Below are 26,136 nucleotides of genomic sequence, written 5' to 3'. Positions count from 1 at the left end.
GCGGCATGTCGATCTCCCGAACGGACGGAGAGGTCGTGCCCGTTTTTTTATGAAAGAAAGCGAACACGGCGTTGTTTATACGAAGCGATGGGTAGTTGAGACGATACTCGACATGGTCGGCTACCGCTCCGGCACGGGGCTCGTCCAAAAGAAGATCGTCGAGCCCTCCTGCGGTTGCGGGGCGTTTCTTACCGTGATTGCCGAGCGCCTTGCCGACGAAGTGGCTGCTACGGGCGATTGGGACCGCATTTGCACATCCGTCCTGGGGCTCGACATCGACGCCGAGGCGCTCGAGCGCTGCGAAGCCGAGGTCGCCCGAACGCTCGCCGCGCGCGGCTGCCCCGAAGAGGAGGCGCGCGAGATCGCCCGCGGGTGGCTGCGCCGCGCGGACTTTCTGCTCGATCCGATGCCCGAGTGCGACTTTGTTGTCGGCAACCCTCCGTACGTGCGGGCGACCGAGATCGACCGCGAGAAGCGCGCGCTTTACTGTTCGGCGCTTCCTTCTATGACGAGCGGCTGCGACCTTTATGTAGGCTTTTTCGATCGCGGTCTCGACATCCTGCGTCCGGAAGGACGTCTCGGATTTGTGTGCGCCGACCGATGGTTGCAGAACGCCTACGGGCGGAAGCTCCGCCGGCGCGTGGGATCGAGCTGCAACCTCGAAGCGCTCGTGCGGATGCACGGGGTGGACGCCTTCGAAGACGATGTGGACGCTTATCCCGCCATCACGCTCATTCGCAAAGAAGCTGCCCATGGTCCGATTCGCTTCATCAACTGCGTGAGCGACTTTGCGAAGGTCGACGCGGAACGCGATACGCGCGCCGTTCTTGACTGGTTGGCCGATCCTTCGGGCAACATGAAGGGCGAACGTTTCGAAGCTTTCGAGATCACCCGCCCCGAGGGCGACGACGTCTATCCTCTGGGAAGTTCCGAGCTTGTTGAGTTCGTGACAAAAGCGCGCGCCGCGCTTCCCGACCCTGAAGAGGCCGGCATTCGGCTCGGGATCGGTGTGGCCACGGGGTGCGATGAAATTTTCCTGACCGACGACGAACATCTCGTCGAGCCCGAACGGATGCTCCCGCTCTTTTTTATGCGCGACTATCGTCGCGGCCGCTTGAATCGGGAGCGCTGGTTGGTGAATCCGTGGACGACCGACGGACGGCTTGTCGAGCTCGAGCACTATCCGAAGCTCAAAGCCTATTTGGAGGCGCATCGCGAACGGCTCGGCATGCGTCACGTCGCGAAGAAAAATCCTGCGGCCTGGTATCGGACGATCGACAAACTGACGCCGGGACTCGTCGAGCGGGATCTCCTCTTCATGCCCGACATGGCGGCGGAGCCCGATCCCGTGCTTTCGCGCGGCAAGTACCCGCATCACAACACCTATTGGATCGCTTCCGACACCTGGGACCTTCGGGTGTTGGGCGGCTTTCTCATGGCCGACACGACGCGACGCTTCATCGACGCGCTCGGCGTCAAGATGCGCGGCGGGACGCTGCGCTTTCAGGCGCAGTATCTGAGGCTCCTGCGGCTGCCGCGCTACGAGTCGCTCGACGAGACGGTCCGTGACGGCCTGCGGCGGGCGTTTGACGAAAAGAATCGGGATGCGGCCACTTACTTTGCGGAGATGGCCTACGAGGAGGTGTTGCGATGAGGGAAGATTTGGCTCAAGCCATTCTCGGAATGTACGCAGCCATTCAACGTGCGGCGGACGAGCAGTCGAAGCAGGGACACAGGGATCAGGGGCGGCGAAGCGGCATCACGTCCGGCAAGCACCTCGATCCGCTCGTTCGGATCATCAAGAACGACTTGATCGACAGGGATTTCAATCCCGACGAAATTTTCGACACCGGGCGCCAATGCGTGCTTCCGGGCTGGTTTTGACCTACCAAAAACTGGGACTTGCTTGCGTTCGATTGCGGCGAGCTTGTTGCTGCCATCGAGCTTAAGAGCATAGGGAGCTCCTTCGGCAACAACGCGAACAACCGCGCGGAGGAGTCCATCGGGTCGGCTGTCGACATCCTGGAAGCCTTTAAGAGCGAACTCTTCGGAAGTTGCAAGATTCCTCCGGTCATGGGCTACGTGATGATCGTGCGCGATTGTCCGGAGAGCCGCAACCGAGGGAAGACGGTCTATTCGCCGCACTTTCCAATCGACCCGATGTTCGAGAACGCCTCCTTCCTCGAGCGGTTCCGTCTCCTTTGCGAACGCCTTCGCAAAGCGAGCCTCTACAACGCGGTGTGGTTTGTCGTCGCCGATCCCGTCTCGGGGAGCGTCGTTGAGCCCGACGAGGCCATGACGTACGAGGTGTTCCGCGAGAACCTCGTTTCCGGTCTTCGAATCCATCGAGCCGCGAGAAAGGGTGGCTGGGCGTCGCCCCTCTGAGAAAAGCCGAAACAGAAGCCCCGGGCACAGCGCGTTCTCCGGAACGTCGAACCCCGGGGTTTCGCTATTGAGGGTGCCCGAAAAGGCTTGTGCATGACCGTGCAAGGCCTATAAAGCGGCGGTTGTGCTTGTCCCGCGAGGACAAAATCGGTACTTTCGAAACGTTCGGAGACGCTCGCTTTCGCTACAATGCGCCTCATATAAACACTTGCGGGAGACCGTAAATCATGTCGACCTCCACCCACGACGAGACCCACGTCACCGACGGGGCTCTTTCGGATTTCGAGCGCGCCTGCGCCTCCTACAACCGGGCGCTCGCCGCGGAACTCCTTCCCGCCATGGGGTGCACCGAACCCATCGCGCTCGCGTACGCCGCCGCGATTGCGGGCGCGCGTCTCGGGGGTTTGCCCGATACGGTCGACGCGGAGGTTTCGCGCAACATCGTGAAGAACGTGAAGAGCGTCGTCGTACCCAACACGGATGGGCTCCGCGGCATCGAAGCGGCCGTGACGGCGGGCTTTGCCGTCTCGCGCCCCGAAGCAGGGCTTCAGGTGCTCTCCGTCGTTTCGGACGAGGAAAAGGCGATCGTGCACGAACGCATGAACGCGCCCGACCGGTGGCCCGTTCGCGTTCACGCGACCGAAGAACCCGACGTCTTTTTCATCAAGGTAACGGGGACGCGCGACGGGAAAACCGTTTCGGTCACGATCCGCACCTGTCACACGAACGTCACCCGCATCGAAGAAAACGGCGTGACGGTCTTCGAAGAAGGGGACGCCCATGCGGAAGAGACTTCGGGCGAACACTGGAGCATTGCGGCGTTGATCGCCGCGGCGCGCACGATGCCCTTGGATGCGGCGCGCCCCTTGCTCGAGCGTCAGATCGCGATGAACATGGCGATCGCCGAAGAAGGTCTCAAAGGCGGCTGGGGCGCCCGGGTGGGTGCGGTTCTTTTGAAGCGCAATCCCGACGACCCCGCCGTCAAGGCCCGCGCCTGGGCGGCTGCGGCCTCGGATGCCCGCATGAACGGGTGCGAACTTCCCGTCGTCATCGTCTCGGGAAGCGGCAACCAGGGGATCACCGCGAGCGTTCCCGTCGTCATTTTTGCCGAGAGCCTCAAGTCGGACGAGGAGGCGCGCCTTCGTGCGGTGCTCCTTTCGGACCTCGTCACGATCGCCCTGAAGCAGGGGATCGGGAAGCTTTCCGCCTACTGCGGCGCCGTGAGCGCGGGCTGCGGGAGCGGCGCGGGGATCGCCCTTTTGAAGGGCTACGACGACCGTGCGATCGAGAGCGTCATCACGAATGCGCTCGCGATCACCTCGGGTCTCATCTGCGACGGCGCCAAGTCCTCGTGCGCCGCGAAGATCGCCATGAGCGTCGAAGGGGCGCTCGTCGCACTCGACATGGTGAAAAACGAACAGGTCTTCCGCGAAGGGGACGGGATCGTGCAACACTCCGTCGACGAGACGGCCGAAGCGGTCGGGCGCATCGCAAGCCGCGGCATGGTCTCGACCGACCGCGAAATCATTCGCGTGATGTTGGGCGAAAAGTGACCGCAGCCGAAAGCTTGACACCCATCTGAACCGAAAGCCCGGGCGGCGCACCGCTCGGGCTTTTCACATGTGGCTTTTTGCGTCTGCTGCCGGGGGGGGGCTTTCCGGAGGAGCCCGAAAAAACGAAGGCCTTTCCGTTGTCCGCAGGATCGGGCAGAGCTGCGGGAAGGAAAGGCCTCTCTCGGATGCGAAGCGGCGGCGTCTTAGCGGCGCAGATACTTCGACTTCAGAAGCTGCTTCGGACGGACCGAATCGGGCGAGGGGGGAATCGCGTCGAAGTCGATCGATTCGATGAGCTTGCGGAGTTCTTCGGCGCGGTCGCCGTAGAGCTCGAGCACCATCGCGAGCATCGTTTCCGTTACCTTTTCGGGCGTCATCGGAACGCTGCCGAGCATGATCGAGAGGAAGAACCCGTGGAAGGCCATGAGCGTGCAGTATGCTTCGGCGCGCGGGAGGTTCGAGGAAAGGACGCGTTCGCCCGCGTCGTACCAGAAGCGACCGATGGGCGACAAGCGGCTCGAGTCGCTGTGGTGCAGGCTCATCAGCACGATGCCGATTTCCTTCCACATCGGGTGGCGGTCGCGGTCGTAGATGAACCAGATGTAAAGGGCCGGCAGGATCGAATCTTCGAACGTGAAGCCCGCATCGCGGAAGGGCTGCGAGAAGCGCACGACGTCGTCGGCGAGGTGGTTCGCGTACTCGTCGATGAGGCCGTTCCAGAGGGCCTGCTTCGTCGGGAAGTGGTAGAGAACCGCGCCCTTCGAGAGGTTGAGTTCGCCCGCGATCGCGGCGTGCGACGCGGCTTCGAGACCGCCCGCAAGGATCAGACGGCGGGCGGCGTCGAGCATGTCGCGGCGCGACCGGTCGCCTTTGCGCATGTAGGGACGAACCCGTCGAAATCGAGCTTGCGGCGCCGCCCGCCCGGTCGCCTTTGCGCATGTAGGGACGAAGGCGGGAGTACGTGGAGTGCGGGTAAGCATGGTGTTCTTTTTCTTGAAGTGGCGACCCAACGGGTGGGCAAAAAATTACAAAGTAATTATGACCGATTTCCCGGTTTTCGTGCGGATTTTTCCGCACGGTGTTCGGGAATTTTAAAGTATTGCGTTGAGTATTCGGGTTTACGGGGATCTTCGAAGATCGCGCAAAACTACCTATCGGGGTGGTACTTAACCTTTATAGGGTATGGAAAAGTAATTTTGCTGTAATTTTGTTGTAATTTCAAGCCCGGAGGTCGTTTCGTTGCGAGAGCTCAAGCGGGCACGCGTTGCCCGAACCTGCCCGACCCTTGATCGGGATCGTATTTCAGGCCGATATACAGGAAAACGAGCAGAACGGCCCGCGAACCCTCTGGCAAAATGTTTCCTAACGGTCGGGCCGCAAGCCCGACACCCGATACGTCCCGGCCGAGGACTCGGTCGGGGTTTCGTTTTCCGGGGCGGCTGCCCGCTCTTTTTTCGGAGCATCCGCCCGTTGTCTGATTCAGGAGGTACATTCCAATGGCTGAAGAACAGAAGACCGCTCCCGCCGCGGCCGCTCAGGAACCCGTCGTTCATCGTCTGATCGTCTCGCTCGTCGGCGGTCAGGAATTCACGCTCAACGCCGTGACGAACTCGACCGACATCCCGGCCGACTACGTCGCCTTCATCAACGCCTGGCGCGAAAAGAAGGACGTCTGGTTCTCGCCCAAGAACGACCCGCACTTCGGCGTTCGCGTGAAGGACGTCTCCATGTACCGCTACCTCACGGGCCGTCTGCAGCCCAAGCAGGAAGCTCCGGCTGCGGTCGAACAGGGCGCGAAGGAAGAAGCGAAGTAATTTCGCTCGTTCGCTCGAATGAAAAACCCCGCTCGGGTACCACGACCCGGCGGGGTTTTGTTTTATCGGAGCTGCGGTCCTCGACGGAGTCCCCGAGGCTCAACCCCGGGGGAGGGTTGAGAGCGCTCAGGGCTTTTCGAGCATGTCAAGCGTATCGAGCGTCGTCCGGGATTCGGTCTCGCTCTTCGCCCCGGGCGCAGTCGCCGCGGGTTCGTCCGCAGGTTCAGTTGCCGCAGCCGCATCGGGCGCGCGGCGGAAGGTTTCCCTCAACGTCCCGTTCAAAAGGACGAGCGTTGTGTCGTCGACCGCCTCCACTTCATAGATGCGGATGAAGGGGGTCGTCATGCCGTTTCCGATGCTCTCCCCTTCCATCGTCAGGCGCTTCCCCGCGGCATCGAGCGACCAGCGCTTCACTTGGAGCGTTGCGGCGTTCACCGTGCGCGCCGCCCCGGTCGATTCGAACACGTACCCCCAGTCGTTTCCGGGCTGGCCTGGGATAGGCGCAAGCCACGTACCCGCGAGCTTTTCGAGTACGGCGCGGTTTTCGGCCGTGGCTTTGACGGACGACTGCGCGGCAGTCGCTGCCGCCGTTTCCGGATCCGCCTCGTGGTTGAAGGCGCAACCCGCAAGAAGCGGAGACGTGAAGACCGCCGCGGCGAGAAGGAAGAAGGCGTTGCGCACAAAGGGCGAACGCTTGCGGTTCGAAGAGTGTTCGGTACGGGACATGGCGGCGAGCTCGGGAAAAGAGGATCGAAGAGAAAACGAAGCAAAGTTCGAAGCGATTGTCCTACGGGCGTCTTTTACACGAACGGGGCGTGCGCGCTGTGTGCGACACGCCCCGGGCGGGGATGTTCGAGCGTCAAAGCTTCGGAATTTTCGACGTCTCGGGACGGCCTGAGATCACATCATCAGGACTTCGGAGCTTCGGCGGGGGCGGGAGCCGGGGCGGGGGCTTCGGCCGCGGGAGCGGGCGTTTCAGCCGCAGGAGCAGCAGGCGCTTCGGCCGGAGCCGGGGTCGTCTGAGCCGCGGGAGCGGGTTCGGTCGCGGGCGCCGTCGGAGCGGACTGTTCGCACCCGGCAAGAGCCGTCATGAGAAGCGCCGAGAGTGCAACGGTCGAGAGGATGGTCTTCTTCGATTGCTTGAGCATGGTGTACCTCATTGGTTTTTGTCGGGACAGGGGAGAAGAAAGCGGGAAGCCGTCGGAGAGGGTGCTTCGCACGCTTTCGTCTGCGTCTATGTGTCTACATTAAGCCCGATCGGATTCCTTGCGGGTGTCGCGAGGCAACGAGCCGCAACCGAATGTTTCCGCCTTACGGCCCCCGCCCGAAGGCATCTGCGGGGGGCGGAAAAGGGCACTTCGGGGGCTTCACCGTATATCCGAGCTTCCCGATCGGGGGCTTTCAAGGTCGCGAGCGAATCGTGCCATGGGCGACTCGGCCCCGCCGACCTTCCGTCACAGTTTTGTAATTTTGAGAGAGAAATGTCGGAAAAATGTCGGAGGGCGGACGGGGAAGTCGGAGGAAGTGTCAACGCGTTGCGAGCTCGATGCGCCGGTGGGCTTCCGAGGCGTGCCACCCGTCGGCGGTTGCATGGTGAAGCTGAAGCGTGAAGGGAAGCGTCAGCCGTGCGGGGTCCGCGGCGGACGGTCCGAACTTTCCCATCGTGACGACGGGACGCAGGTACCGGAAATTGGGGAAATTCACCTGAAAGCCCGTGTAGGCCGTCCAGGGGATCATCGAAATCGGCACGTTGTTGGGCGGAATCGATCCTTGGGGGACCATGCGCGGCGACCGGCCGAACCGCTCGATCGTCTCGCGGTATAGGGCGACGAAATCGGTCTCGTCCTCGACCCAGGGAAGCCAAAGGGACATGAAGGTTTGGGTTTCGGGATTCATGTGCGTGAAATTCGCGCCGACCCGAGACCAGACGCCCGGTATGTCATCCTTGCTCTCGCTCTTGCCGTCGGGCGAGCGTTGACCGGTGCACCAATCGAATCGGAATTCGGGAAGGTCGGGAGCGTTCATGACGCCGAGAACGGCGTGCATGAGAAGCACATAGAGGGGCACGCCTTTGGAGCGGTGTCGCGCCACGGCGCCCGTCACGTCGAGCGGCACGGTCATCGCGAAGGTGCAGGGGACGGCCTGGGTAAAGGCGCGGAAATGGTCGGCGCGGGGAAGGCGATCGAGGTCAACGGGCTCCAGACGAGCGGCTGCGTTGGAGAAAGCGGATGGGGAGGCAGTCATGGGTCGGTGAGGGTCGAGGTTTCGAAAGCCCGAAGTCTACCACCCGCGTGATGGCCTTCCCTCGGAGCTGGCCTCGGGCGGACTCCGCGGACATCTTCACCACGGGACACAGACCCAATCTCGAGGGAGAGGAGGAACACCATCTCAGTTTGTTTACGGTGCTACTTTTCGGTTCGTTTGAGAGAATACGACGGTTCGAAGACGAGGCTCGTCGCATGACGCTCGGGATCGCGGTCGGTGCCGCAATACTGCACGCAAGCGTTTCGGACCGGTGCGTTGTTCGCATCGAAGGATGTTCTCCGAGAAACGAAGCCCCGACGGACAACCTCCGAAACGGTCGGAAAAGGGAAAATCCGGAGCGCCCGAAAAAGCAAAACCCCCGGCCGCTTCCGTCGGTCGGGGGATTGATTTCATGGTGGAGCACGTCGGACTCGGAGGCCGTTCGTGCCCGTGCGCAGCGAGTTGATCCCTTACGCTGCTTCCGTTTCGGGCTTCCGAGCGGAGGCGTCGAGTCGGTCGAAGAAGGAAGGCGCTTCGCCTTCTTCGCGCCAGTTCACAAAGACCGACGCGAGGATCGGACCCGTCACGTTGTGCCAGAGGGCGCCGATCGCGGACGGAAGCGCCGCCATCGGGTTCGCAGCAAAGTGCACGGTCGCAAGCGCCACGCCCAGGCCCGAATTCTGCATGCCGACTTCGATCGCCATGCACTTGCGCTTCGCAAGGCCCATGCCCGTGGCCTTCGCGAGGAGATAGCCGAAGGCAAGACCCATGGCGTTGTGGAGGCACACCGCCGTGAAGACGAGGAGGCCGGCGTTCAGGAGCTGCTTTTGCGTACCTGCCACGACCGCAGCGGCGATCAGGACGATGGCGGTCACGGAAACGAGCGGCAGAGCGGCGACGACGTTGTCAAGCTTCGAGCCGAGCGCCTTGTGAACGAGCACGCCCGCAGCGATCGGAAGAAGGATGATCTGCACGATCGAGAGGAACATCGCGGTCGGGTCGACGGCCAACCATTCGCTCGCGAAGAACCACATGAGGGCGGGCGTCGCAAGAGGCGCAAGAAGCGTCGTGCACGAGGTGATCGTGACGGAAAGCGCCACGTCGCCGCGGGCGAGGAACGTCACCACGTTCGAGGCGGTGCCGCCCGGGCAGCAGCCGAGCAACATCAGACCCACCGCGAGTTCGGGCGGAAGGTTGAGAACGAGGCAGAGGACGTAGGCCGAAACGGGCATGATCACGAACTGCCCGAGAACGCCCAGGGCGACGTCGCGCGGACGGCGCACGACTTCACGAAAGTCGTCAGGTGAGAGCGTAAGACCCATCCCGAACATCACGACGCCAAGCAGAATCGAAATGTAGGGGGCAATGAGTTTGCAGGTTTCCGGGAAAATGAAGCCGATCACGCCCGCAATGACGACGAGGACGGCAAAGAATTTGTTGGCCAAACGGCTGAGCGTAGCGAAAACCTGCAACATTGTTGTTACTCCTTACTAAATCCCGGTCGTTTTGCGGCCGGGAACCCAAAGCGGAAGTTCATTCGGGTCATGTCAATGGTTCCAAAGGTGAGGGGGTGAGCCCTCGGTGAGAAAGTCCCGCGAGCGGGCCTTCGGGCCGCCCCGTGATGGAAAGGATTCGGGCGGCTGCGGGCACTCAAGTTGCGTCGCGGTTCTTTCAATCTATCGGAGGGATATAATTTCGTGTTCCGCGTTTTCAGGGCGAAGTGCACGAAAAAAACGGAATTCGTCCGAGTCCTGCGTCCGCGCAAGAGGGCTCGGCGGATTGGATTAGGCGAAATGTCGAGTAAGGGGATTCGACTTTTTCCTTATGCGCTGCGGAAGGCCGAACGGAAGGCCGCGCACCGCACTTCCCGTCGCGGTACCATGCCTGCATTTCAAGTCACCCTGAGTCGCCTCGAATCGCCCCGAAGATCTTCACCCCCGGAGGAATGCTCATGGACACCCGTCGAAATCCTTTCACGCCCCGCCGTGGAGCGGAGCCTCCCGTACTCGCAGGCCGCGACGAAGCGCTTGCGTCCGCGCTCACGGCCTGCGGCAGGCTCCTCCAAGGCCGCTCGGGTCGCCCCGTGCTTCTCATCGGTGATCGCGGCATGGGGAAAACCGCGCTTTTGCGGGCGATTGCACGAGAAGCGTCGATGTACGGGTTTGTCGTATCGAGCATCGATTGCCCGAAGGACGAGAGCGAAAGGGACCTCGCGGCTCTGCTCGCTCCGAAGATTCGGGCGGCGGCGACGTGGCTTCTACTTTCCGATGGTTTCGGAAGCGCCGAGGCCGACGAATTCCTTTCTGCTCTGTGTCGGTTCGAGGCGACGTACGGGGTCGGGGAGGGCGACAGCTTCGACCGGTTCGAACCCGACGAAGATCCTTTCGATGTAGTCATAACAGGCAGCCTCGAAGTCGATCTCCCGGAGCTGTTCGAAGCGCTCGGGTATGCGTTTCATGCAGCGGGCCGCGGTTGGTTTATTGCACTCGACGATCTTCAGCTGTTGAATGCAGAAGACCTCGCCGCGCTTCTGGCCGCCGTTCATAGGGTCGGGCAGCTCGAATTGCCTGTTATGTTCGTTGCTACGGGCCTCCCGCAGATTTTGCGGATGACGGGCGACGCGAAATCCTATGCCGAACGACTCTTTCGCTTTTGCAAGCTCGGGCCTTTGGACCTTGAAGCCGTGCGCCGCGCGATCGTCGAGCCTCTTGAAGCGTTTACGGTTTCGGGCACGACCGTGACGGAGGAGGCTCTCGAGCTCTTGGCTCGCGAAACACGGGGGTATCCGTTCTTTCTTCAGATGTGGGCTTCTGCGGCTTGGAAGGCTTGGTGCGAGCGGACGGCCGGCGGCGGACCGGAAGCGGTACGGGAAGCAAATACCCTCACGGCAGCGGACTTCGAGGCGACGCGTGCCGAGGCTCTTCGCACCTTGGATCGGGACTTCTACGCGGAGGCGCTCGACGGGGCGACGGCTGCGGAAATGGCGCTGCTTGAAGTGATGGCGGAAAAGACGGCCGAGAGCGGCTCCGAAACGTGCTCCGCGGCCGATGTGGCGACGCTTCTTGGAAAAACAGAGGGCGAGCTTTCACGCCAAGTGACACGCATGACGAAGAAAGGACTTATTTACAGACGCGTGCCCGGAGTTCTCGCGTTTTCGGCCCCGCTTGCGGGCGCTTCGATCCTGTGGCAGAAGACGGGTCGATGAGCTCGCAGCCCGCACAAACGACGGCAGGAAAAGGAGGACGAAGCGGGACAAAAAGGAACGAAGCGGAAAGCGAAAAACGGAAAGCCGCCCGTCGGACGCATGGATCGCATCCGAACGGACGGCTTCTTGAGTGCTACACCCCGTGCGCGTTTCGGGACGACGCGCACGGAGGGTTCGTACTTCCCTTACTTACTGAGGGCGTACTTCGCAGCGTGTTCGCCCGCGCGGCGGCCGAACACCACGGTGTCGGCGACGGCGTTGCCGCCCAAGCGGTTGAAGCCGTGCACGCCGCCCGTCACTTCACCCGCAGCGTAAAGGCCCGGAATCGGACGGCTCTGGATGTCGAGCACTTCGCTTTCGGTCGAGATGGCAACGCCGCCCATCGTGTGGTGAATGCCGGGTGCGACGGCGACGGCGTAGAACGGAGCCTTGTCGATCGAGAGCGGCATGTCGGCGCGCCCGAACGCTTCGTCCTTGCCGGCGGCACGGTAGGCGTTGTAGTCGGCGAGCGTCTTTTCGAGGGTTTTCGGATCGGCCCCCATCGCCTTCGCGAGCCCTTCGACCGTATCGGCCTTGCGAAGCATCCCGAGGTGGTCGTACCCGCGCACCATCTTCGCCTTCTTGTAGAGCTGGCTGTCAAAGACCAACCACGCGGAGCGTTCGGGCTGCGCGAGGATCGCGTCCGAAGCGCGGTCGCGGGTCGTGAGTTCGTTGACAAAGCGTTCGCCCTTGACGTTCACCATCACGGCACCCACGCCGCGAACGGTTTCCGAAATGAGGATGCGGCTTTCCTTGCCGACCGTCGGGTGCGCCTGCACCCAGTCGATGTCGGTCGCGGAGGCGCCGATATCGAGCGCCATGCGAAGGCCGTCGCCCGTGCTCGTCACGTTGTTCGAGCTCGTCATGCCCTTAAAGGTCGGGCGGTAGAAGCTCACCATCTCGTTATTCATCCCGAAGCCGCCCGTCGCGAGCACGACGGCCTTGGCGGCCAACTTGTAGTAGCCCGAGTGCTTGCCGTGCACGATGACGCTTTCGATCTTGTGGTCGGCGTCGAGGTTGATCTTCACGACGCGGGAATTCACGCGGGCGGGAACGCCTTCCTTTTCGGCCGCGGCGCGAAGGACGTCGATGATGTGCGGCCCCACGGAACTCCCGTCCGCCGGACGGTGCGTACGGTCGTGGGCGGCGCCGCCCGAGCGCTTCAGGTCGTCCATGTTGGCGCCGAGCGACTCGAGCCATTCGATCCCGGCAGCGCTTTCTTCGGCGAGAATGCGAACGAGTTCGGGGTCGTTCTTGCCGCGGCCGCCCTTCATCGTGTCGGCGATGAAGGATTCGACCGTGTCGTGAACGCCCTTTTTCGCCTGCTGCTTCGTGCCGACGGCGTTGTAGCCGCCCGCGGCGAGCATCGAGTTGCCGCCCGAGAAGGCGTGCTTTTCAAGAAGGAGCACGTTGGCGCCCGCGCGCTTCGCGCTGATCGCGGCGTTGTAGCCGGTGCTCCCGGCACCGATCACGACTACGTCGACCGTTTCGCGTGCCGGAGCGGCAAGCGCGGCGGCGAGCGCCTTTTCGTCGATACGTTCGTCCCAGGAACCTTCGCCCGCCTTGCGAGCGTCGGTCGCCTTCGCGCTCTTGTCGGTCTTCGACGCGAACGGCATCTTCATGTCGAAGGAGTGGCAGTCGTTGCAGGCGAGCTTCGGCTCTTCGTGCGCCTTGTGGCAGGAGGTGCAGTTGATGTTGCCGAGGTGCGAAGCGTGCGGATTGAAGGGAAGGTTCTTCGACTTTTCGGCGAGCGCCTTGTAGCCGCCGTGGCAGGTGTTGCACTTCGCGTTCAAGTCGCGTTCGTCGTCGGGAACGGCGGCGGCCGTGACGGTATTCGTGTCGTGACAGACGGCGCAGCCGCCCATCTTGGAATGGAACGAGGCGAGGTCGGCGCCCGCGGCAAAGGCCGAGCCCGCGAGGGCGAAGCCGAGCGCGGCAATCAAAGTTTTCAGTTGGAACATGGGGGTCTCCGTTGAGTGTTGGGGCAAATGGAGAACGTCGCAAGCTTCGAGAGCCTCAGGAGCTTCGGTGCGCTTCGACGTTCTTCACGGTGAGCGCACTCTACGACTTTCGACGTACGCGTCGCTTCGAAAAAACTTAACGAAGACTTAAGCGGGGTGTTGAAACATCCTCCGGCACAACCCGGGGCTCAACCGAGATCCGATCGAGATGCGCCCCCGACATCGGCCGCCCGAACCTCACCCGATGCGACCGCCCCGCCCGAGAAAATCCAGAAAATCCCGCGCGGCCCCCACGGGCGGACGCGCTGCGGCGTAGGCAAAAACGAGCGGGCGCAGGGCCCAGGGTTCTTCGATGCGTACGACGGCGAGCTTTTCAAGCCCGCCGAAGGGGCGAAGCGCCGACCGCGGAACGACCGCAATCCCCGCGCCGTCGAGAACGAGCCGAAGCATGAGGGAAAAGGAGGGCACCTCGACGACGGGTTCGTACCGAAGACCGAGCGCGCGGGTGCGCTCCCGCATCGCGCGTCCCATCGGGGCGGTTTCGGGGAGGCCGACATAGGGGAAATCGATAATGTCTCGAAGCCGTACGGACTCTTCCCGCGCGAGCGGATGGTCGGGGTCGGCGACGAGCACGTGGCGGTCCACCGTGAACGGCACGACGTGCGCTTCGGGCTCGAATTCGCGGGCCGCGCGCTCGACGGAAAAGGCGAGATTCGCCTCGCCCGCCAACACCGCTTCCACGGCGGCGCGGCTTTGCCGCTCGAGAAAAACGAGCCGCACCGAGTGTTCGCGCAAAAAAGCGCCTACGGCGGGAAGCAGGTGGTTTTGAATGCCGGACGTATTGGAGGCGATTCGCAGAACCGGGCGGCTCCCCGGTTGAAAGGCGGCGAGCGCCGACTCCATTCGGGCGCTCGTTGCGAGCACGTCTTCGGCAAGCGGCTTCAAGGCGTGGCCGGCGCTCGTCAACGCGAGGCCCCGCGCTTCGCGAACGAAAAGCGGGGTGCCGACTTCGGCTTCGAACTTCTTGAGTCGCTGGCTCAGGGCCGCGGTCGAGCGGCCCGATTCGACGGCGGCGGCAGCCATGTTGAGCGTGCGCGCGAGCGCGAGAAACATGCGTAGGTCGGTGAGGTCGTAATGCATGGCGGGTCGAAATGGTGCGGGTCGACGAACGAAACGGGGCCGCTCGTCCTCCGGCCCGCAGGCGGTGGTCGATGCGGAAAGTATACGGGAGAGCGCTCAAGCGGCGGAATCGGGCAATGTTCGCGGATATTTCGCCTCAAGCAACGCGGTTGGAAATTGGTAGAATTTATGCATTTCCGCCGAACACTAGAAATTCCTTATGTCTTCCGACACGCTCGACTTTCAGCCGCTCACCCCCGCAAGCCGTTCGCTTCTTGAAACCTACCTGCCCGCGGGCGGCAGAGGCGACTGCAACCTTTCGATCGTGTCGCTTCTGACGCGCGGGATCGAGCGGGGTGTGGCCGCGGCGCAGGCGCAGGGCGCTCTGTGGCTTCGCACCGTGTCGATTTCGGTCGAGGAACCGGTCTACTACCTCCCGATCGGCACGAACCTCACGGCCGCGCACGTCGAGATGCTCGAAGGTATTGCGGCAAAGGAAGGCGGCACGCCTCTTCGCCTCTACGGGCCCGTCGACGATCTGCTGCGTGCCGTCAAGCGTGCGGTGCCCGAGCGGCGCTTCCGCGTCGTGTCGAGTTCGGGCGACTGGGACTACCTCTACCGGCGCGATCGCATCGAAACGCTCGAGGGGCGCGCGATGGCGAAAAAGCGCAATCTCGCGAAACGCTATCGCACCGCGAACCCCGAAGCGGTTTTCCGTCCCTTCGTGCGCGAAGACGGCACGGTCGACGAGGAAACGATCGCACGGGCCCTCGAATTTCTCGACGTCTGGTACGCAACCGAAACCGAGGGCGGGGCGCTTTCCGCGAGTCTCGAAGAAGAGCGCGCCACGATCCACCGCGCCTTTTCGCCCGACATCGCTCCGGCACTTTTCGGGGGCGTCCTCTTTTCCGACGGGACGCCCGAAGCGCGCGTCGACGGCTTTTCCTACGGCGCACGCTTGACGCCGCGGATGGCGGCCGTGCACATCGAAAAGGGCCGTCGCGACCCCGGCGTCTATCCCGCGCTCTCCTCGGCCTTTGCGGCGTCTCTCCCCGAAGCGATTCGCATCCTCAACCGAGAGGAGGACATCAACGTCCCGGGGCTGCGCCGCGCGAAATTGCAGTGGGCGCCGCTCGGCGACGTGCAAAAAGGGGTTCTCGAACTTCTCTCGCTCTGATTCGTCGCGAGAAGGGAAGCGCCGCCCCGACCGAATTCCAATCAAATCCCGTTCGAATTCCATCCGAACTGCGTTCGAGATTCGTCCGACCCGTAAAAGAAGAAGGCGGCTGCCGCAGAGAGAAGCCGCCTTTTCGAGGTTGTCGATCGGAATCGCGCGGCGTCCGTCCGACGTCGTCAGATCCGCTGCGGGTCGGCCTCTTTCGTTTCGACCCGACCCGTGGAGCAGGTATCCACGTACGCGAGCGACGCGAGCTCCCGGGCGGACGCGGGGATGTCGTTGCAATTGTCGTAGGTCGAAAGGAGCACCTTCGCGCCCGTGTCGCGCAACGCCTTGAGCGCTTCGGCGGGAAGGTCCGCCGACACGACGACGAGTTCGATCCCGTAGCGACGCACGAGCTCGGGGTCCGCCGTGTCGACCGCGACGTTCGGGACGCCCGCCAATTTGGCCGCCACGTATTGGTCGACGTTCCGCACTTCGACGAGCAGCTGATCGGGCAGCGGAAATTCGTCGAGAAGCTTGCGGTAGCGGTTCGCCTTGTCGGTGACGAGCACGCGCTCGGGGTGATTTTCAAAAACGGGTACGAGGTCTTCGAGAAGAATCGGCGTGTACTTTCCGTCGATCGTCCGTTCGCGCACGTCCGACGCGGTGGGAGGAATCTCAAACTGCTCGGGGTGGCCCGTCATCGCATTGAATTCCTTCACGCGGTGGGCGGCAAAGTAGCGGTTGTCGAGCGTTCGGCGCAGGTCGAGCTCGACGAAGCGAAATCCCCCTTCGAGCGAGGCCGCAAGCGCTTCGCGGGAATTCGTGTAGGTGAAGCCGTCGATTTCTCCGCCCGCATGCGCGATGAGGTCGACGGCGGACGCTTCGGGGAGCCGATCGCAGAGCGTGCAGGAGGGTTCGATCTCGTAGAGCCCCCAGTCGACGATTTTGGTAAAGCCCGCTTTCGTTTCGAGTAACGCAAAGGACGCGACGAAAAGGACCGCACCCGCCGCGGCGGTTCGACAAAGAAAGCGTATCGCTTTTCTCATCCTCCCTTGGCCGCAGGACGCGCGTTCGGGCGGCATCTCGCCTTGGGGATGACGGCGCAAAGCGCCGGGTATGTCTTCTTCTGTGGTCGAACGGCGGGTCATGGCGGTCGGGGTCGAAATGCGTGCGGGAAAACGGGGAGGGCGCGGCGGTCGGGAAAAGTGCCTGAACGGTTGTTCAATCCTCGGTGCGCTATTCTAACGAAATTCGCGGGGTGTACGGCGGTCAACTGCCGTCAAGGTCGAGGGAAGCGGGGCGGTGCGTGAAAAACAACGGGAAAACGGAAAAAAGCGGGCGCAAAACAGCGGAAAGCCCCCGCTTAGGGGAAAAGCGGAGGCTCGTGAGGGGGCGCTTACTTCGCGCGCCGTTCGTCTTCGAATCGTGTCCGAATAGCGCGCCTCAGGCCTTCTCGGCGGTTGTGTCGTTCGTGTCCTTCGTTTCGTCGGACGACTCCCCGAGCGCGAAGCGCACGGCTTCTTCCGCATGGATGAGCGTCGTGTCGAAAACGGGAAGGTCCGTATCTTCTTGCGTCACGAGAAGTCCGATTTCGGTGCAGCCGAGAATCACGCCCTCGGCGCCGCGACGGCGCAGGTCCTCGATGATGCGCAGGAATTCGGCCTTCGATTCGGGACGAATCGTGCCGAGGCAGAGTTCGTCGAAAATGACGCGGTTCACAAGATTGATGTCCTCGGGCGACGGGATGAGGACGTCGAAATTCTGCGCTTCGAGGCGACACTTGTAGAAGGCCTCCGTCATCGTGTACTTGGTGCCGAGAAGGCCTACCTTTCGGATCCCGCGGCGCGCGAGCGCGGCGCCCGTCGCTTCGGCGATGTGAAGAAGCGGCACCGTGACGGCACGCGCGACTTCGGGCGCGACCTTGTGCATGGTGTTGGTGGCAATGAGAATCACGTCCGCCCCCGCCGCTTCAAGTCCGCGCGCGGCCTCGGCGAGGATTTCCGCCGCCCGGGCCCAGTCGCCCGAGCTCTGGCAGCGTTCGATTTCTTCGAAGTCGAGGCTCCGAAGGACGATTTGCGCGGAATGGAGCCCGCCCAGACGGCCGCGTACGAGTTCGTTGATGACCTTGTAGTACGTGACGGTGGATTCCCAGGACATGCCGCCGAGAATGCCGATGGTTTTCATGAAAAGTCTCCTTCTTCTTATTCGTGCGAGTCGCGTACTGACGTACGCGCGGAGCGCCTCGGAACGGGCGTCCGAGAACCATCGTAGCGCAGGCGTTCCCGCTGCGGAACCGAAGGAAGGAGGATTGAACGATCGGCAACGGGTGCGACGTTTCGTTACGGTCGTCCGACGACCGGATCGTTCTCCCCGATCGGCGGGCTTTCCGCCGGGGACGGTCTCACAGGACCTCGGACGCGGCAGATGCTTCGGCGGCGAGCGTTTCGAGTTCGCTTGCAAGCGCCCGGGCGGCCTCCCGGTGCGCGTCCGATACGGCACCCGAAGTCGCAATGCCTTCGAGCCAAAGCCCGTCCGCGGCACAGCGCACGAGGTAGGCTTTGGTCGAGCGGTCCGTCGGGTGAGCGCGCTCGAGCATCCGTTGAAGTCCGAGATTCCAGAGGTTCCCGAGCTCGCCCGAGGAGAGCATGAGGCGCATCAACGCCGCAAAGCGTGCGTTCGTTTCCGTGAGGGCATGCTTCACATAGACGCGCGTCACAAGATAAGGAGCGGGGTCGCCCCGCTCGATCGCCGCATCGACGTCGCGCTCCATATCCTCGGTGAGGAGTTCGACCACGGCCGCAAGGAGCGCGTGCTTGTTCGGGAAGTGGTGCACGATCCCGCCCGTCGTGACGTCGGCGCGCTTTGCGACCTCGGAAAACCGCACCCCCTCGGCGCCCGCCGTGCTCGCGAGCTCCTCGGCGACCTCAAGCACCCGGCGACGCACTTCGGCGGGTTTCTTGGGGCGCTTGTGGGCGTTGCGGGCATTGCGTCGGGATGCGTCGTTCGATGCGGTCATGGTCTGGTTTTGCGAGCTTTCCGGTTCCGACATCGGGGTTTCCGGGGCGAGAGTCGAGGAAGAGAGGAAGAAGTCTACCGCGAAGTCACCGCTCGTCCGTCATACGTCGCCATACACCGTCATGCGCAACGCGTTCGGGGCGCACCAACGAAAAAGCCCCGGCGTCGCATGAGGCCGAGGCTCGCGGTGAGGAAGCCGCTCTTTCGTTCGTTCTGCCGTAACGGCGGCGGCTTCCGAAATGGGAGTCCGTCGAGTGTACGCAGATCAGCGTTCCTTAATTCTGCGCCTACGCTCGCAAGCTCTACCAGAAGCCGAGCAAGCGAGGGAGCCGACGGGATTCATTTCCCAGGTTATCCGAATCGGTGGGAAAACGCAAGACCGCATGCGGGGTGCCGCCTCCTTCGCGGTGGCGGGCACTCACTTCCCGGCAAGCTGCAGAACGACTACGCCCGAGACGATGAGCCCGATGCCCGCAACGGTCCAGAGCGTGGGCGTCTGCGAAAAGACGACCCATCCGACGAGAAGCACGAGGACGTTGCCGAGTCCCGCCCAGAGCGCGTACGCGACGGCAACGGGCATCAACGTCATAACTTTTGAAAGGAGCACGAACGACACGGCGTAGAAAAGCAGCCCGCCGGCGGCCCAAGCCGGTTGCGAGAACCCCGCGGACTTTCCCAAGCAGGTCGTGCCGCAGACTTCGGAAACGATGGCGGCGGTGAGAAGCAGGTAGCCGTACACGACGAACCTCACGAAACAAAAGAAATAAAAAAGCGAAGCCCGAATCCTAACATAACGAGCGTTCGGTTTGTTTCGGGTGTCGAAAAAAGCCCCGCAGTCGGGACCGCAGGGCGCACGGGTGATCCGCCGCAGTAGGGACTCACTTTCGGGCCTTCCCTTTGCGAGTGGCTTTGGCGGTCTTTGCTTCTTCGGTTTCGGGCGCCGCCTTCGCCTTCCGGGCCTTCGGTCCCATCGCGAAGTCGATGAGGCGCACGACGCCCTCGGGCGACCGTTCGAGCGCGTCGGGAACAACCGCAAGCACGCGCTCGAGGAGCGTCGCGCGCGCCGCCTCGTAGGAGCGCTCGGGCGCGGGAAAGACGCGTTCGTGCCCGAGCTCTTCTTCGGGCCGCATGTAGGCGGCAAGCGGCCACCCGTACGGGCGCCCTCCGCGGGTGAGCTTGTATTCAAAGGAGGCCGTATAGAGGAAGGTTGCCGTCTGAAGGCGAGCGAGCGCGGCGGGCACGCCCTTCGGCTCGACGATGAGGTTCTCTTTGATGAGGGGTTCGGTGAGGCTTTCGCCGTGGGGGATCGCATCGAGCACCGCGAGGTCGACGGGTTTCAAGAGCTCTGCCTCGAGCATCTCGCGCGCGTCGCGCCCGTCGCGACGAACGCGCACGAAGTCGGGGAAAAGGTCGAGGTCGACGAAGCCCATCTTCCCGTCGAAGAGTTTCCCGTAGACGATCCGGTCGTCGAGCGCCACGTCCTGACGGTAGTACCAGGGGTTGACGCGCTGGTCGTTCGAAATCCAGATCGCGGGATCGGTGAGGTCCCGCAGCGAAAAGCCGGGGACGGGTGTCGAATAAAACGGCAGAAAGCCGATTTCATGCACGAGGGCCGCGATGTCGCGACCGCTGCGAACGGTGACGGGTGCACGCATGGCAGAGTGCCTCCGGTGAAGAGTGCTCGATGAACGATTAAGCAAAACGGCCGGAAACGGCGCCTCGGTGCGATGCACGGGTGAGAGCGTTTCCGGCCTTGGGCTTCGACGAAGCGCGGACGGTCCGCCCGGGGGCCGTCCGGAAAGGGCGAAGGGTGCTCGGGTTATTTACGGACGATGAGGATCGGCGCCTTCGTTTCGGCGGCGATGTGCATCGCGGTCGAACCCATCACGGCCGAGGAGAAGTTCCCGCGCCCGTGCGAGCCCATGACGAGCATGTCGAGGTTCTTGTCCGCGTATTCGGCAATCGCCACGGCGGCGTCGCCCGTCAAGTGACGCGCTTCGCAGGGAAGACCCGCCGCGCGGAAGAGGTCGACCGCGGGTCCGACGGCTTCTTCGAAGAGCTTTTCCTGACCGTCGTTGAATTCCTTTTCCGTCACGAGCGGCCCGATCGTATCGACCATGTAGGCCGAGGTCGAAAGGAGCGTATGGTAGGCGGGCGTCGCGTGAATGATTTCAAAGGTCGCGTTCGGGCCGAAGAATTCGGCGTTCGAGAGGACGTATTCGACGGCGGCAATGCCGTTTTCAGAGCCGTCGACCGCAATGCCCACCTTGACGTCGCTCGTTTCGGGAACGGGCGTGTCGTTTCGGATGAGAAGCAAGGGGGTCTTCGTGTGGGCCAAGACGCTCGTCGAAACGGAACCCAGGAAAAGGCCCTTCACGGGGTTGAGGCCGCGCGTCCCCATCACGATGAGGTCCGCCTCGGTGCGGTCGGCTTCTTCGGCAATCGCGGTGCCCGCGTCGCCGAGGATCACCTTTTCTTCGGGCTCGAGGCCCGAAAGGTCGACGTCCGCCTTGATAGCGTCGAACACCTTGCGGCCTTCGGCCTCGGAGGCCGAACGCACGGCTTGCAGGTCAAGAAACTGCATCACGGCCGCGGGAACCGAATGCTGAACGTTGACGAGGTCGATCGTCGGGCTCGAACCGAGCAGCGTCCGACGGGCGGCGAGGAACTGAAGGACTTTGCGGCTGTGGTTGCTGCCGTCGACGGGAACGAGAATGCGCATAGACTTACCTCCTGGGGTGAAAATCGGGCCGGAGAAGCTCGATTCCTTATTTCCATTCTGACATAACGCAGAGCGCGCGGCGCGCAGGACGCGCGGAGGAAAACCCGACGAAAGGCCGTCGAAACGCGTCTCTTTGCGCGGGAGCGCGTTTTCCAAGGCGTTTTAACATGGAAGACGGTTGGATTACGCCCGAGGGGAATGAGGGAGACTGCTTCGAGGAGCTGCGAGCGCGGAGCGAGGTAAGGTCGCGTGACGGTCGGGCCCTCGCATTGAACGTCGAACCGAACGTCGAACCGAACGACGATCGGTGCGGGGGTTTGGCTTTTGAGGGTTTTCGAGCGCCCGGAAGTCCTTCTTCTCCGACACGTCGGAAGAGCCCGAAAAACAAGCAAAAAAAAGACCCCGCTTGTTGCAGACGTCCCGTCCTCACGGACGAGTCGGAGCTGTGCGGGGTACGCTTGCCGCGGATCGTAGGACGAATGAATCGAATTGTCAAGGCACCGAGCGTTTTTTTCGGTTTTTCGTTCGAGTCTTCTGCTTTTTGACGCTCTTCGGTCGCCCCTCGCCCGCCGAGCACTCTTAAAATCGCCCGAGGCGCAAAGCTCGGCGGAATCGTTTAGGCAATAGGGCTTAGCTTCGTTGCCGAACATCATCAATTCGGTCGGGGCGGGCAAAAAAGTCGGGTAAACGGGTTGGGATGGGACCACGCCTACGAAGAATTCGTGCAAATTAAAAGCAACGGGAGACGCAAAACGCGCTTCCCGGAAACAAAGGGCGCCCTGAGGCGGAAACGTTTCAAGGCACCCGTCCCTCCCGAAGAACACGGGTTCGAAGGCGGGGCGCATTCGCAGATAGAGGCGCGGTGCGGATGAGTACCGGGTGGGAGACGGCAGTCGACGATCCCCGGGAAAGGCCAAACCGCCGAAACTCCGATCGAGGCGTCGGTCGGGCGTTGGGCGCGGGAGAAATACTTCCGCGACTCCCGAAAGTCCGCAGGGGCTTTTGGAGGAGCTATCGATCGCGACGACGCTCGCTTTCTCGGAGTGTGCCTCCGGGAGGGCGGCCGAAACCGCCATCGAGGGTTCCGGCAGGGCGTTTGTCGCATCGACCCTGCAGCCGGAATCCGCCCGAGACGCGGTCCTTCGGCCTCCGAAAGGAGAAGAAGTTGCATCGATACGCGATGCAGCTTCTTTTTTTTCATCTTTCGGAGACTCACCATGACGGAACTTCGTCGTGAAATCGGCCTCTTCGGAGGCATATCGGTCCTCGCGGGCATCATGATCGGCTCGGGGATCTTCTATATCGGCGGGATCGTGCTCGAGCGTTCGGGCATGAACTTGGGGCTCGCTCTTCTCGTTTGGATCGCGGGCGGTTTGATCACGCTCATGAGCGGCGTTTGCTACGCGGAATTGGGCGCGATGATGCCCAAGGCCGGCGGCTCGTACGTGTACCTTCGCGAAGCCTACGGCGAACGGACGGCCTTTGTGAGCGGCTTTTCGAGCTTCGTCCTTTCCGCTTCCGCGTCGATTGCGGCGCTCGCCGTCGCTTTTGCCGCGGCCCTCTCGACCGTTTTTCCGATGGGGCCCTGGGCGCAAAAGTTCCTTGCCGCAGGCACGATCCTGCTTCTGACGCTTGTGAACATCCGGGGCGTGCGCTTGGGTGCGGCCGTCCAGAATGTCTTCATGGTTCTGAAGCTCCTTCCGATCGCGGTGATTCTCGGTGCGGGGTTCATTCTCGGCGACGTTGAAACGCCGATTCTCACGATGCCCGAAGAACTTCCCTCCGTCGGGACGCTCCTTTCCACCGTGGCCTTTGCGGTCGTCGCGACCCTCTGGGCCTACGAAGGCTGGACGAACTTGAACAGCATCGCGGAAGAAATCAAGAACCCGCGCCGTACGCTCCCCTTGGCGATCATTCTCTCGATCGTCGGCGTCACGCTCCTTTACGTCCTCTTCAATTACTCGATCTTCCGCGTTTTGCCCTACGAAACGATTCGCGCCATGATCGAAGGGGGCGACTACTACCTCGGTCGCGAAGCGGCGAACGTCCTCTTCGGCACGTTCGGCGGCACCGTGGTCGCCGCGGCGATGATTCTCGCGATCTTCAATTCCCTGAACGGCTGCGTGATGGTCTTCCCCCGCGTCTACTACGCGATGGCGCGCGACGGCGCGATGGTGCGAGCGCTCGGCACGCTGCACGGCAACTTCCGTACTCCGGTGAACGCGCTTCTCGCTTCCGCCGCCATCTCGATCGGTCTTGTCTTCATGCGCGACCTCGGGGGGCTGACGAGCCTTGTCGCGGTCTCGGGGATCATCTTCAACGGTCTTACGTTCTACGCCGTGATTGTTCTGCGTCGTCGCTACCCCACGATGGAACGCCCCTACAAGGTCTGGCTCTATCCGTACCTCATCTGGGCCGTGATCGCCGTGATGGTCGGGCTCCTCGTTTCGACCCTCCTCGAAGACCCCTTCACCGCGATGCTGAACCTCATCGTTCCGGCGATTGCGCTCGTGATCTTCAAGGTCTTCTTTGAAAAGTCCTCCGAAGAAGCGGCCCGCCGCCGCACCGAGACGAGCTCGGCCCGGCCGGTCCTCGCCGCCGACGACTGACGGACTGCCCCCGAAAAGACAACTTCCGAGCGCGCACCGGCGCGCTCACCGAAAGCGAATTGTGAATTTAGGAATGACGATCATGGAACACACGAACACCCACAGCGCCCCCGTGGCCACCCTGATTGAGAACGCCCGCGTCTATGCGGACACGAACCGGTTCGAGGAAGCGATCCTCATCGTCGGGGATACGATCCGCGCCGTGGGTCCCGCCGAGGCCCTGCGCCGCGCCGCCCCGGAAGGCACCCGCACGATCGACGCCCGAGGGCGTCTCGTGATCCCGGGCTTCAACGACAGTCACTGCCACCTGATGTCGGCGGGCCGCACGCTCGACGAAATCGATCTGCAACGCGTGCGCAGCCTCGAAGAAATGCTCGAGACGATCCGCGCCTACATTGAGGCGCACCCGGCCGCTCCGGGAACGGTCCTCCACGGGCGCGGCTGGAATCACGACTTCTTCACAGACGTCGCGCGCATGCCGCTTGCGTCGGACCTCGATGCGGTTGCGCCCGACGTGGGGCTCGTTCTTGAGCGCACGTGCGGTCACGTGGCGGTAGCGAATACGGTCGCCATGCGCGCTGCCGGCATCACCCGCGACACGGTCCCGAACGCGGGCGGCGACATCGGGCACGACGAAGCGGGCGAACCCAACGGGATCTTCGCCGAAAACGCGCTCGCGCAGATCTACGCGGCGATTCCGCCCGTGGACCGTGCGGCCCGGCGCCGGCACCTCCGTGCGGCGCTTCGTCACGCGGCCGCTTCGGGCGTGACGAGCGTTCATACGATGGACGTCCAGGGGGACAATTGGCGGGCGACGCTCGAAGACTACGATACGGTCCTCTCCGAGCTTCCCACCCTGCGCGTCAATCACCAGATGTGCTTCATGACGCCGGAGCTCCTCGAGAACTTCCTCGTTTCGGGCCTTCGCACGGGGGATGCGGCGGGGGCGACCGGGAACCGGATGAACCGGGTCGGCCCCCTGAAGCTCTTCGTCGACGGCTCCCTGGGCGCCCGCACGGCACTGCTGCGCGCCCCCTACCGCGACGACCCGACGACCTCGGGCATTGCGACTCTCACCCCCGCGGAACTCTCGGCGCTCGTCGACCGCGCTGTGGCGGCGGGTCTCCAGACGACCATCCACGCGATCGGGGACGGTGCGATCGAACGCGTGATCGACGCCTACGAAGCGCACACGACGGAAAACGCGGGTGCGGGCTCGAACCCCGCGCGTCTCGGGATCGTGCACGTGCAGATCACGGACCGGGCGTTGCTTGAACGCATGGCCCGCCGCTCGATTCTCGCTCACGTGCAACCCATCTTCCTTCAGTACGATACGACGATCGTCGAGGATCGCGTCGGGCCCGAACTCGCCGCGACGAGCTACGCCTTCCGCACGATGAACGAGATCGGGATCCCCGTTTCCTACGGCACCGACAGCCCCGTCGAAGACCTGAACCCCTGGCAGAACCTGGCGAGCGCCGTCACCCGCACGCGCTTTGAAGGGAACGCCGCCCCCTGGCACCCCGAAGAGTGCGTGACGGTGGCCGACGCCATCGACGCCTACACGACGGGCAGCGCCTTCGCGAGCTTCGAAGAGCAGACGAAGGGGCGGCTTCTCCCCGGGTACCTCGCCGACCTCGTCGTCTGCGACACGGACCTCTTTGCGCTCCCTGCCGGGGAGCTCGCCGACCGCATTGCCGGTACGCGCGCCGTTCTCACCATGACGGGCGGGCGCATCGTCTGGAATACGGAAGGCGAGGCCGACGTGAATTTCGACTGAGCTTCGACTGAGGATTTTTCGAAACAAGCTTTCAAGCTTCCGAGCCCCGAGGGAGCGGATTCCGGCCTGAGCCGCTCCCTCGGGATACCCCGCAACGCGCAACACCGACTTCCGAGCCCCGAGGGAGAGGGTTTCCGGCCTGGGCTCTCTCCCTCGGGAATACCGCTCGCGGTGTTGACGTTTTTCGCGAAGTGCCGGGCGTCCGGTTGCTTCCCGACTTTGACAGGCCGACAGTTTTCTCGCTTCTTTCCCGAAGGGTCTTCGGGCCGATCGGGAAAGAAGATTCGGGTTCGCTCGGCGCCGTTCGGCGGTGAAAGATGACTCACGGGTCTCCTTTCGCGCCTCAAGGAGAACGCCGCCGCGGACCCACCGGGACCTCTCGTCCGACCCTCGGACGACGGTCCCGTTTTTTTGACTGAGGGAAGCGCTCGAGAGGAGGGCGATGGGGAAAAGGCTGTTCCGTTGGAGCGCGCAAACCGTTCGCGCGGGTAGGACGTTTTGAGGAGGTGAAATCGCGAAAAAGCCCGA

20 protein-coding genes, 1 pseudogene and 1 riboswitch are annotated in these 26,136 nt (G+C 63.0%); of the genes and pseudogenes, 8 read left to right on the top strand and 13 right to left on the bottom strand.

The features are described from left to right. Positions 1-49: 49 nt before the first annotated feature. From S6FBBBH3_RS06960 to S6FBBBH3_RS06950, 3 genes and pseudogenes are all read left to right on the top strand, one after another. Positions 50-1,654: an Eco57I restriction-modification methylase domain-containing protein gene (locus S6FBBBH3_RS06960; protein WP_120177058.1), complete on the top strand. Its 1,605-nt coding sequence runs from the start codon at positions 50-52 to the stop codon at positions 1,652-1,654. Next, positions 1,651-2,385: pseudogene (locus tag S6FBBBH3_RS06955) on the top strand (PaeR7I family type II restriction endonuclease). The gene S6FBBBH3_RS06960 and the pseudogene S6FBBBH3_RS06955 overlap by 4 nt, the downstream one beginning before the upstream one ends. Before the next feature lie 227 nt (positions 2,386-2,612). Then, complete coding sequence (locus S6FBBBH3_RS06950; RefSeq protein WP_120177057.1) at positions 2,613-3,938, top strand: L-cysteine desulfidase family protein; 1,326 nt, start codon at positions 2,613-2,615, stop codon at positions 3,936-3,938. 203 nt (positions 3,939-4,141) lie between these two features. On the opposite strand, the gene S6FBBBH3_RS06945 is transcribed toward S6FBBBH3_RS06950, so the two are convergent. Then, complete coding sequence (locus S6FBBBH3_RS06945) at positions 4,142-4,816, bottom strand: TetR/AcrR family transcriptional regulator (protein WP_170143860.1); 675 nt, start codon at positions 4,814-4,816, stop codon at positions 4,142-4,144. 618 nt (positions 4,817-5,434) lie between these two features. Here S6FBBBH3_RS06945 and S6FBBBH3_RS06940 point away from each other — a divergent pair. After that, positions 5,435-5,752 carry a hypothetical protein gene (locus S6FBBBH3_RS06940; RefSeq protein ID WP_120177055.1) on the top strand — a complete coding sequence of 106 codons (318 nt, stop codon included), beginning with the start codon at positions 5,435-5,437 and terminating at the stop codon, positions 5,750-5,752. 126 nt (positions 5,753-5,878) lie between these two features. On the opposite strand, the gene S6FBBBH3_RS06935 is transcribed toward S6FBBBH3_RS06940, so the two are convergent. The 4 genes from S6FBBBH3_RS06935 to S6FBBBH3_RS06920 form a co-directional block, all read right to left on the bottom strand. Then, on the bottom strand, positions 5,879-6,478 hold the full coding sequence (locus tag S6FBBBH3_RS06935; RefSeq protein ID WP_120177054.1) for a lipocalin family protein: 600 nt from the start codon (positions 6,476-6,478) through the stop codon (positions 5,879-5,881). Positions 6,479-6,660: 182 nt separating this feature from the next. After that, positions 6,661-6,900 (bottom strand): hypothetical protein, encoded by a 240-nt coding sequence (locus tag S6FBBBH3_RS11150; RefSeq protein ID WP_120177053.1) that lies wholly within the window; start codon positions 6,898-6,900, stop codon positions 6,661-6,663. A gap of 379 nt (positions 6,901-7,279) precedes the next feature. After that, the gene (locus S6FBBBH3_RS06925; RefSeq protein ID WP_120177052.1) at positions 7,280-7,996 is read right to left on the bottom strand and encodes a CatA-like O-acetyltransferase; all 717 of its coding nucleotides are present in this window, start codon (positions 7,994-7,996) and stop codon (positions 7,280-7,282) included. 470 nt (positions 7,997-8,466) lie between these two features. Further along, positions 8,467-9,468, bottom strand: coding sequence for a bile acid:sodium symporter family protein (locus S6FBBBH3_RS06920; protein ID WP_408646501.1), 1,002 nt, complete (start codon positions 9,466-9,468; stop codon positions 8,467-8,469). A gap of 479 nt (positions 9,469-9,947) precedes the next feature. Between S6FBBBH3_RS06920 and S6FBBBH3_RS06915 the strand changes: the two genes are divergently transcribed. After that, a complete protein-coding gene (locus tag S6FBBBH3_RS06915) occupies positions 9,948-11,201 on the top strand; it encodes an AAA family ATPase (RefSeq protein ID WP_170143859.1) in 1,254 nt (417 codons plus the stop codon). Between the two features lie 185 nt (positions 11,202-11,386). Here S6FBBBH3_RS06915 and S6FBBBH3_RS06910 read toward each other — a convergent pair whose 3' ends face one another. After that, positions 11,387-13,201, bottom strand: coding sequence for a flavocytochrome c (locus tag S6FBBBH3_RS06910; protein ID WP_120177049.1), 1,815 nt, complete (start codon positions 13,199-13,201; stop codon positions 11,387-11,389). Between the two features lie 237 nt (positions 13,202-13,438). Next, positions 13,439-14,341: a LysR family transcriptional regulator gene (locus tag S6FBBBH3_RS06905; RefSeq protein ID WP_120177048.1), complete on the bottom strand. Its 903-nt coding sequence runs from the start codon at positions 14,339-14,341 to the stop codon at positions 13,439-13,441. A 199-nt stretch (positions 14,342-14,540) separates the two neighbouring features. Between S6FBBBH3_RS06905 and S6FBBBH3_RS06900 the strand changes: the two genes are divergently transcribed. Further along, a complete protein-coding gene (locus tag S6FBBBH3_RS06900) occupies positions 14,541-15,497 on the top strand; it encodes a DUF2156 domain-containing protein (RefSeq protein ID WP_120177047.1) in 957 nt (318 codons plus the stop codon). A 176-nt stretch (positions 15,498-15,673) separates the two neighbouring features. Here S6FBBBH3_RS06900 and S6FBBBH3_RS06895 read toward each other — a convergent pair whose 3' ends face one another. The 6 genes from S6FBBBH3_RS06895 to S6FBBBH3_RS06875 form a co-directional block, all read right to left on the bottom strand. After that, positions 15,674-16,528: a PI-PLC domain-containing protein gene (locus S6FBBBH3_RS06895; RefSeq protein WP_120177046.1), complete on the bottom strand. Its 855-nt coding sequence runs from the start codon at positions 16,526-16,528 to the stop codon at positions 15,674-15,676. A gap of 397 nt (positions 16,529-16,925) precedes the next feature. Further along, positions 16,926-17,666, bottom strand: coding sequence for an aspartate/glutamate racemase family protein (locus tag S6FBBBH3_RS06890; RefSeq protein WP_120177045.1), 741 nt, complete (start codon positions 17,664-17,666; stop codon positions 16,926-16,928). A gap of 217 nt (positions 17,667-17,883) precedes the next feature. Then, a complete protein-coding gene (locus S6FBBBH3_RS06885) occupies positions 17,884-18,531 on the bottom strand; it encodes a TetR/AcrR family transcriptional regulator (RefSeq protein WP_120177044.1) in 648 nt (215 codons plus the stop codon). A 384-nt stretch (positions 18,532-18,915) separates the two neighbouring features. Continuing rightward, positions 18,916-19,236: a DMT family transporter gene (locus tag S6FBBBH3_RS11265; RefSeq protein WP_232008752.1), complete on the bottom strand. Its 321-nt coding sequence runs from the start codon at positions 19,234-19,236 to the stop codon at positions 18,916-18,918. 139 nt (positions 19,237-19,375) lie between these two features. Beyond that, positions 19,376-20,152, bottom strand: a complete 777-nt coding sequence (locus tag S6FBBBH3_RS11260; protein ID WP_232008751.1) for an AlkZ-related protein — start codon at positions 20,150-20,152, stop codon at positions 19,376-19,378. A gap of 164 nt (positions 20,153-20,316) precedes the next feature. Then, complete coding sequence (locus S6FBBBH3_RS06875; RefSeq protein ID WP_120177043.1) at positions 20,317-21,219, bottom strand: universal stress protein; 903 nt, start codon at positions 21,217-21,219, stop codon at positions 20,317-20,319. Positions 21,220-22,063: 844 nt separating this feature from the next. Next, positions 22,064-22,241, top strand: a riboswitch (Lysine riboswitch). A 195-nt stretch (positions 22,242-22,436) separates the two neighbouring features. On the opposite strand from S6FBBBH3_RS06875, the gene S6FBBBH3_RS06870 reads away from it, so the two are divergent. Further along, positions 22,437-23,828, top strand: coding sequence for an APC family permease (locus tag S6FBBBH3_RS06870; protein WP_120177042.1), 1,392 nt, complete (start codon positions 22,437-22,439; stop codon positions 23,826-23,828). Positions 23,829-23,910: 82 nt separating this feature from the next. Continuing rightward, positions 23,911-25,608 (top strand): amidohydrolase, encoded by a 1,698-nt coding sequence (locus S6FBBBH3_RS06865; protein ID WP_232008750.1) that lies wholly within the window; start codon positions 23,911-23,913, stop codon positions 25,606-25,608. Positions 25,609-26,136 lie beyond the last annotated feature (528 nt).

Source organism: Sutterella megalosphaeroides, from assembly GCF_003609995.1.
In the GTDB taxonomy this organism is placed as follows: domain Bacteria; phylum Pseudomonadota; class Gammaproteobacteria; order Burkholderiales; family Burkholderiaceae_F; genus Sutterella; species Sutterella megalosphaeroides.
The sequence above is the reverse complement of the archived record's forward strand: the minus strand, read 5'-3'. Positions and strand labels throughout refer to the sequence as shown.

Bases quoted from the DNA above. Each gene is read 5' to 3' on its own strand.
- S6FBBBH3_RS06960 (WP_120177058.1), top strand. From the start codon at position 50: ATGAAAGAAAGCGAACACGGCGTTGTTTATACGAAGCGATGGGTAGTT.
- S6FBBBH3_RS06950 (WP_120177057.1), top strand. From the start codon at position 2,613: ATGTCGACCTCCACCCACGACGAGACCCACGTCACCGACGGGGCTCTT.
- S6FBBBH3_RS06945 (WP_170143860.1), bottom strand. From the start codon at position 4,816: ATGCGCAAAGGCGACCGGTCGCGCCGCGACATGCTCGACGCCGCCCGC.
- S6FBBBH3_RS06940 (WP_120177055.1), top strand. From the start codon at position 5,435: ATGGCTGAAGAACAGAAGACCGCTCCCGCCGCGGCCGCTCAGGAACCC.
- S6FBBBH3_RS06935 (WP_120177054.1), bottom strand. From the start codon at position 6,478: ATGTCCCGTACCGAACACTCTTCGAACCGCAAGCGTTCGCCCTTTGTG.
- S6FBBBH3_RS11150 (WP_120177053.1), bottom strand. From the start codon at position 6,900: ATGCTCAAGCAATCGAAGAAGACCATCCTCTCGACCGTTGCACTCTCG.
- S6FBBBH3_RS06925 (WP_120177052.1), bottom strand. From the start codon at position 7,996: ATGACTGCCTCCCCATCCGCTTTCTCCAACGCAGCCGCTCGTCTGGAG.
- S6FBBBH3_RS06915 (WP_170143859.1), top strand. From the start codon at position 9,948: ATGGACACCCGTCGAAATCCTTTCACGCCCCGCCGTGGAGCGGAGCCT.
- S6FBBBH3_RS06910 (WP_120177049.1), bottom strand. From the start codon at position 13,201: ATGTTCCAACTGAAAACTTTGATTGCCGCGCTCGGCTTCGCCCTCGCG.
- S6FBBBH3_RS06905 (WP_120177048.1), bottom strand. From the start codon at position 14,341: ATGCATTACGACCTCACCGACCTACGCATGTTTCTCGCGCTCGCGCGC.
- S6FBBBH3_RS06900 (WP_120177047.1), top strand. From the start codon at position 14,541: ATGTCTTCCGACACGCTCGACTTTCAGCCGCTCACCCCCGCAAGCCGT.
- S6FBBBH3_RS06895 (WP_120177046.1), bottom strand. From the start codon at position 16,528: ATGAGAAAAGCGATACGCTTTCTTTGTCGAACCGCCGCGGCGGGTGCG.
- S6FBBBH3_RS06890 (WP_120177045.1), bottom strand. From the start codon at position 17,666: ATGAAAACCATCGGCATTCTCGGCGGCATGTCCTGGGAATCCACCGTC.
- S6FBBBH3_RS06885 (WP_120177044.1), bottom strand. From the start codon at position 18,531: ATGTCGGAACCGGAAAGCTCGCAAAACCAGACCATGACCGCATCGAAC.
- S6FBBBH3_RS11260 (WP_232008751.1), bottom strand. From the start codon at position 20,152: ATGCGTGCACCCGTCACCGTTCGCAGCGGTCGCGACATCGCGGCCCTC.
- S6FBBBH3_RS06875 (WP_120177043.1), bottom strand. From the start codon at position 21,219: ATGCGCATTCTCGTTCCCGTCGACGGCAGCAACCACAGCCGCAAAGTC.
- S6FBBBH3_RS06870 (WP_120177042.1), top strand. From the start codon at position 22,437: ATGACGGAACTTCGTCGTGAAATCGGCCTCTTCGGAGGCATATCGGTC.
- S6FBBBH3_RS06865 (WP_232008750.1), top strand. From the start codon at position 23,911: ATGGAACACACGAACACCCACAGCGCCCCCGTGGCCACCCTGATTGAG.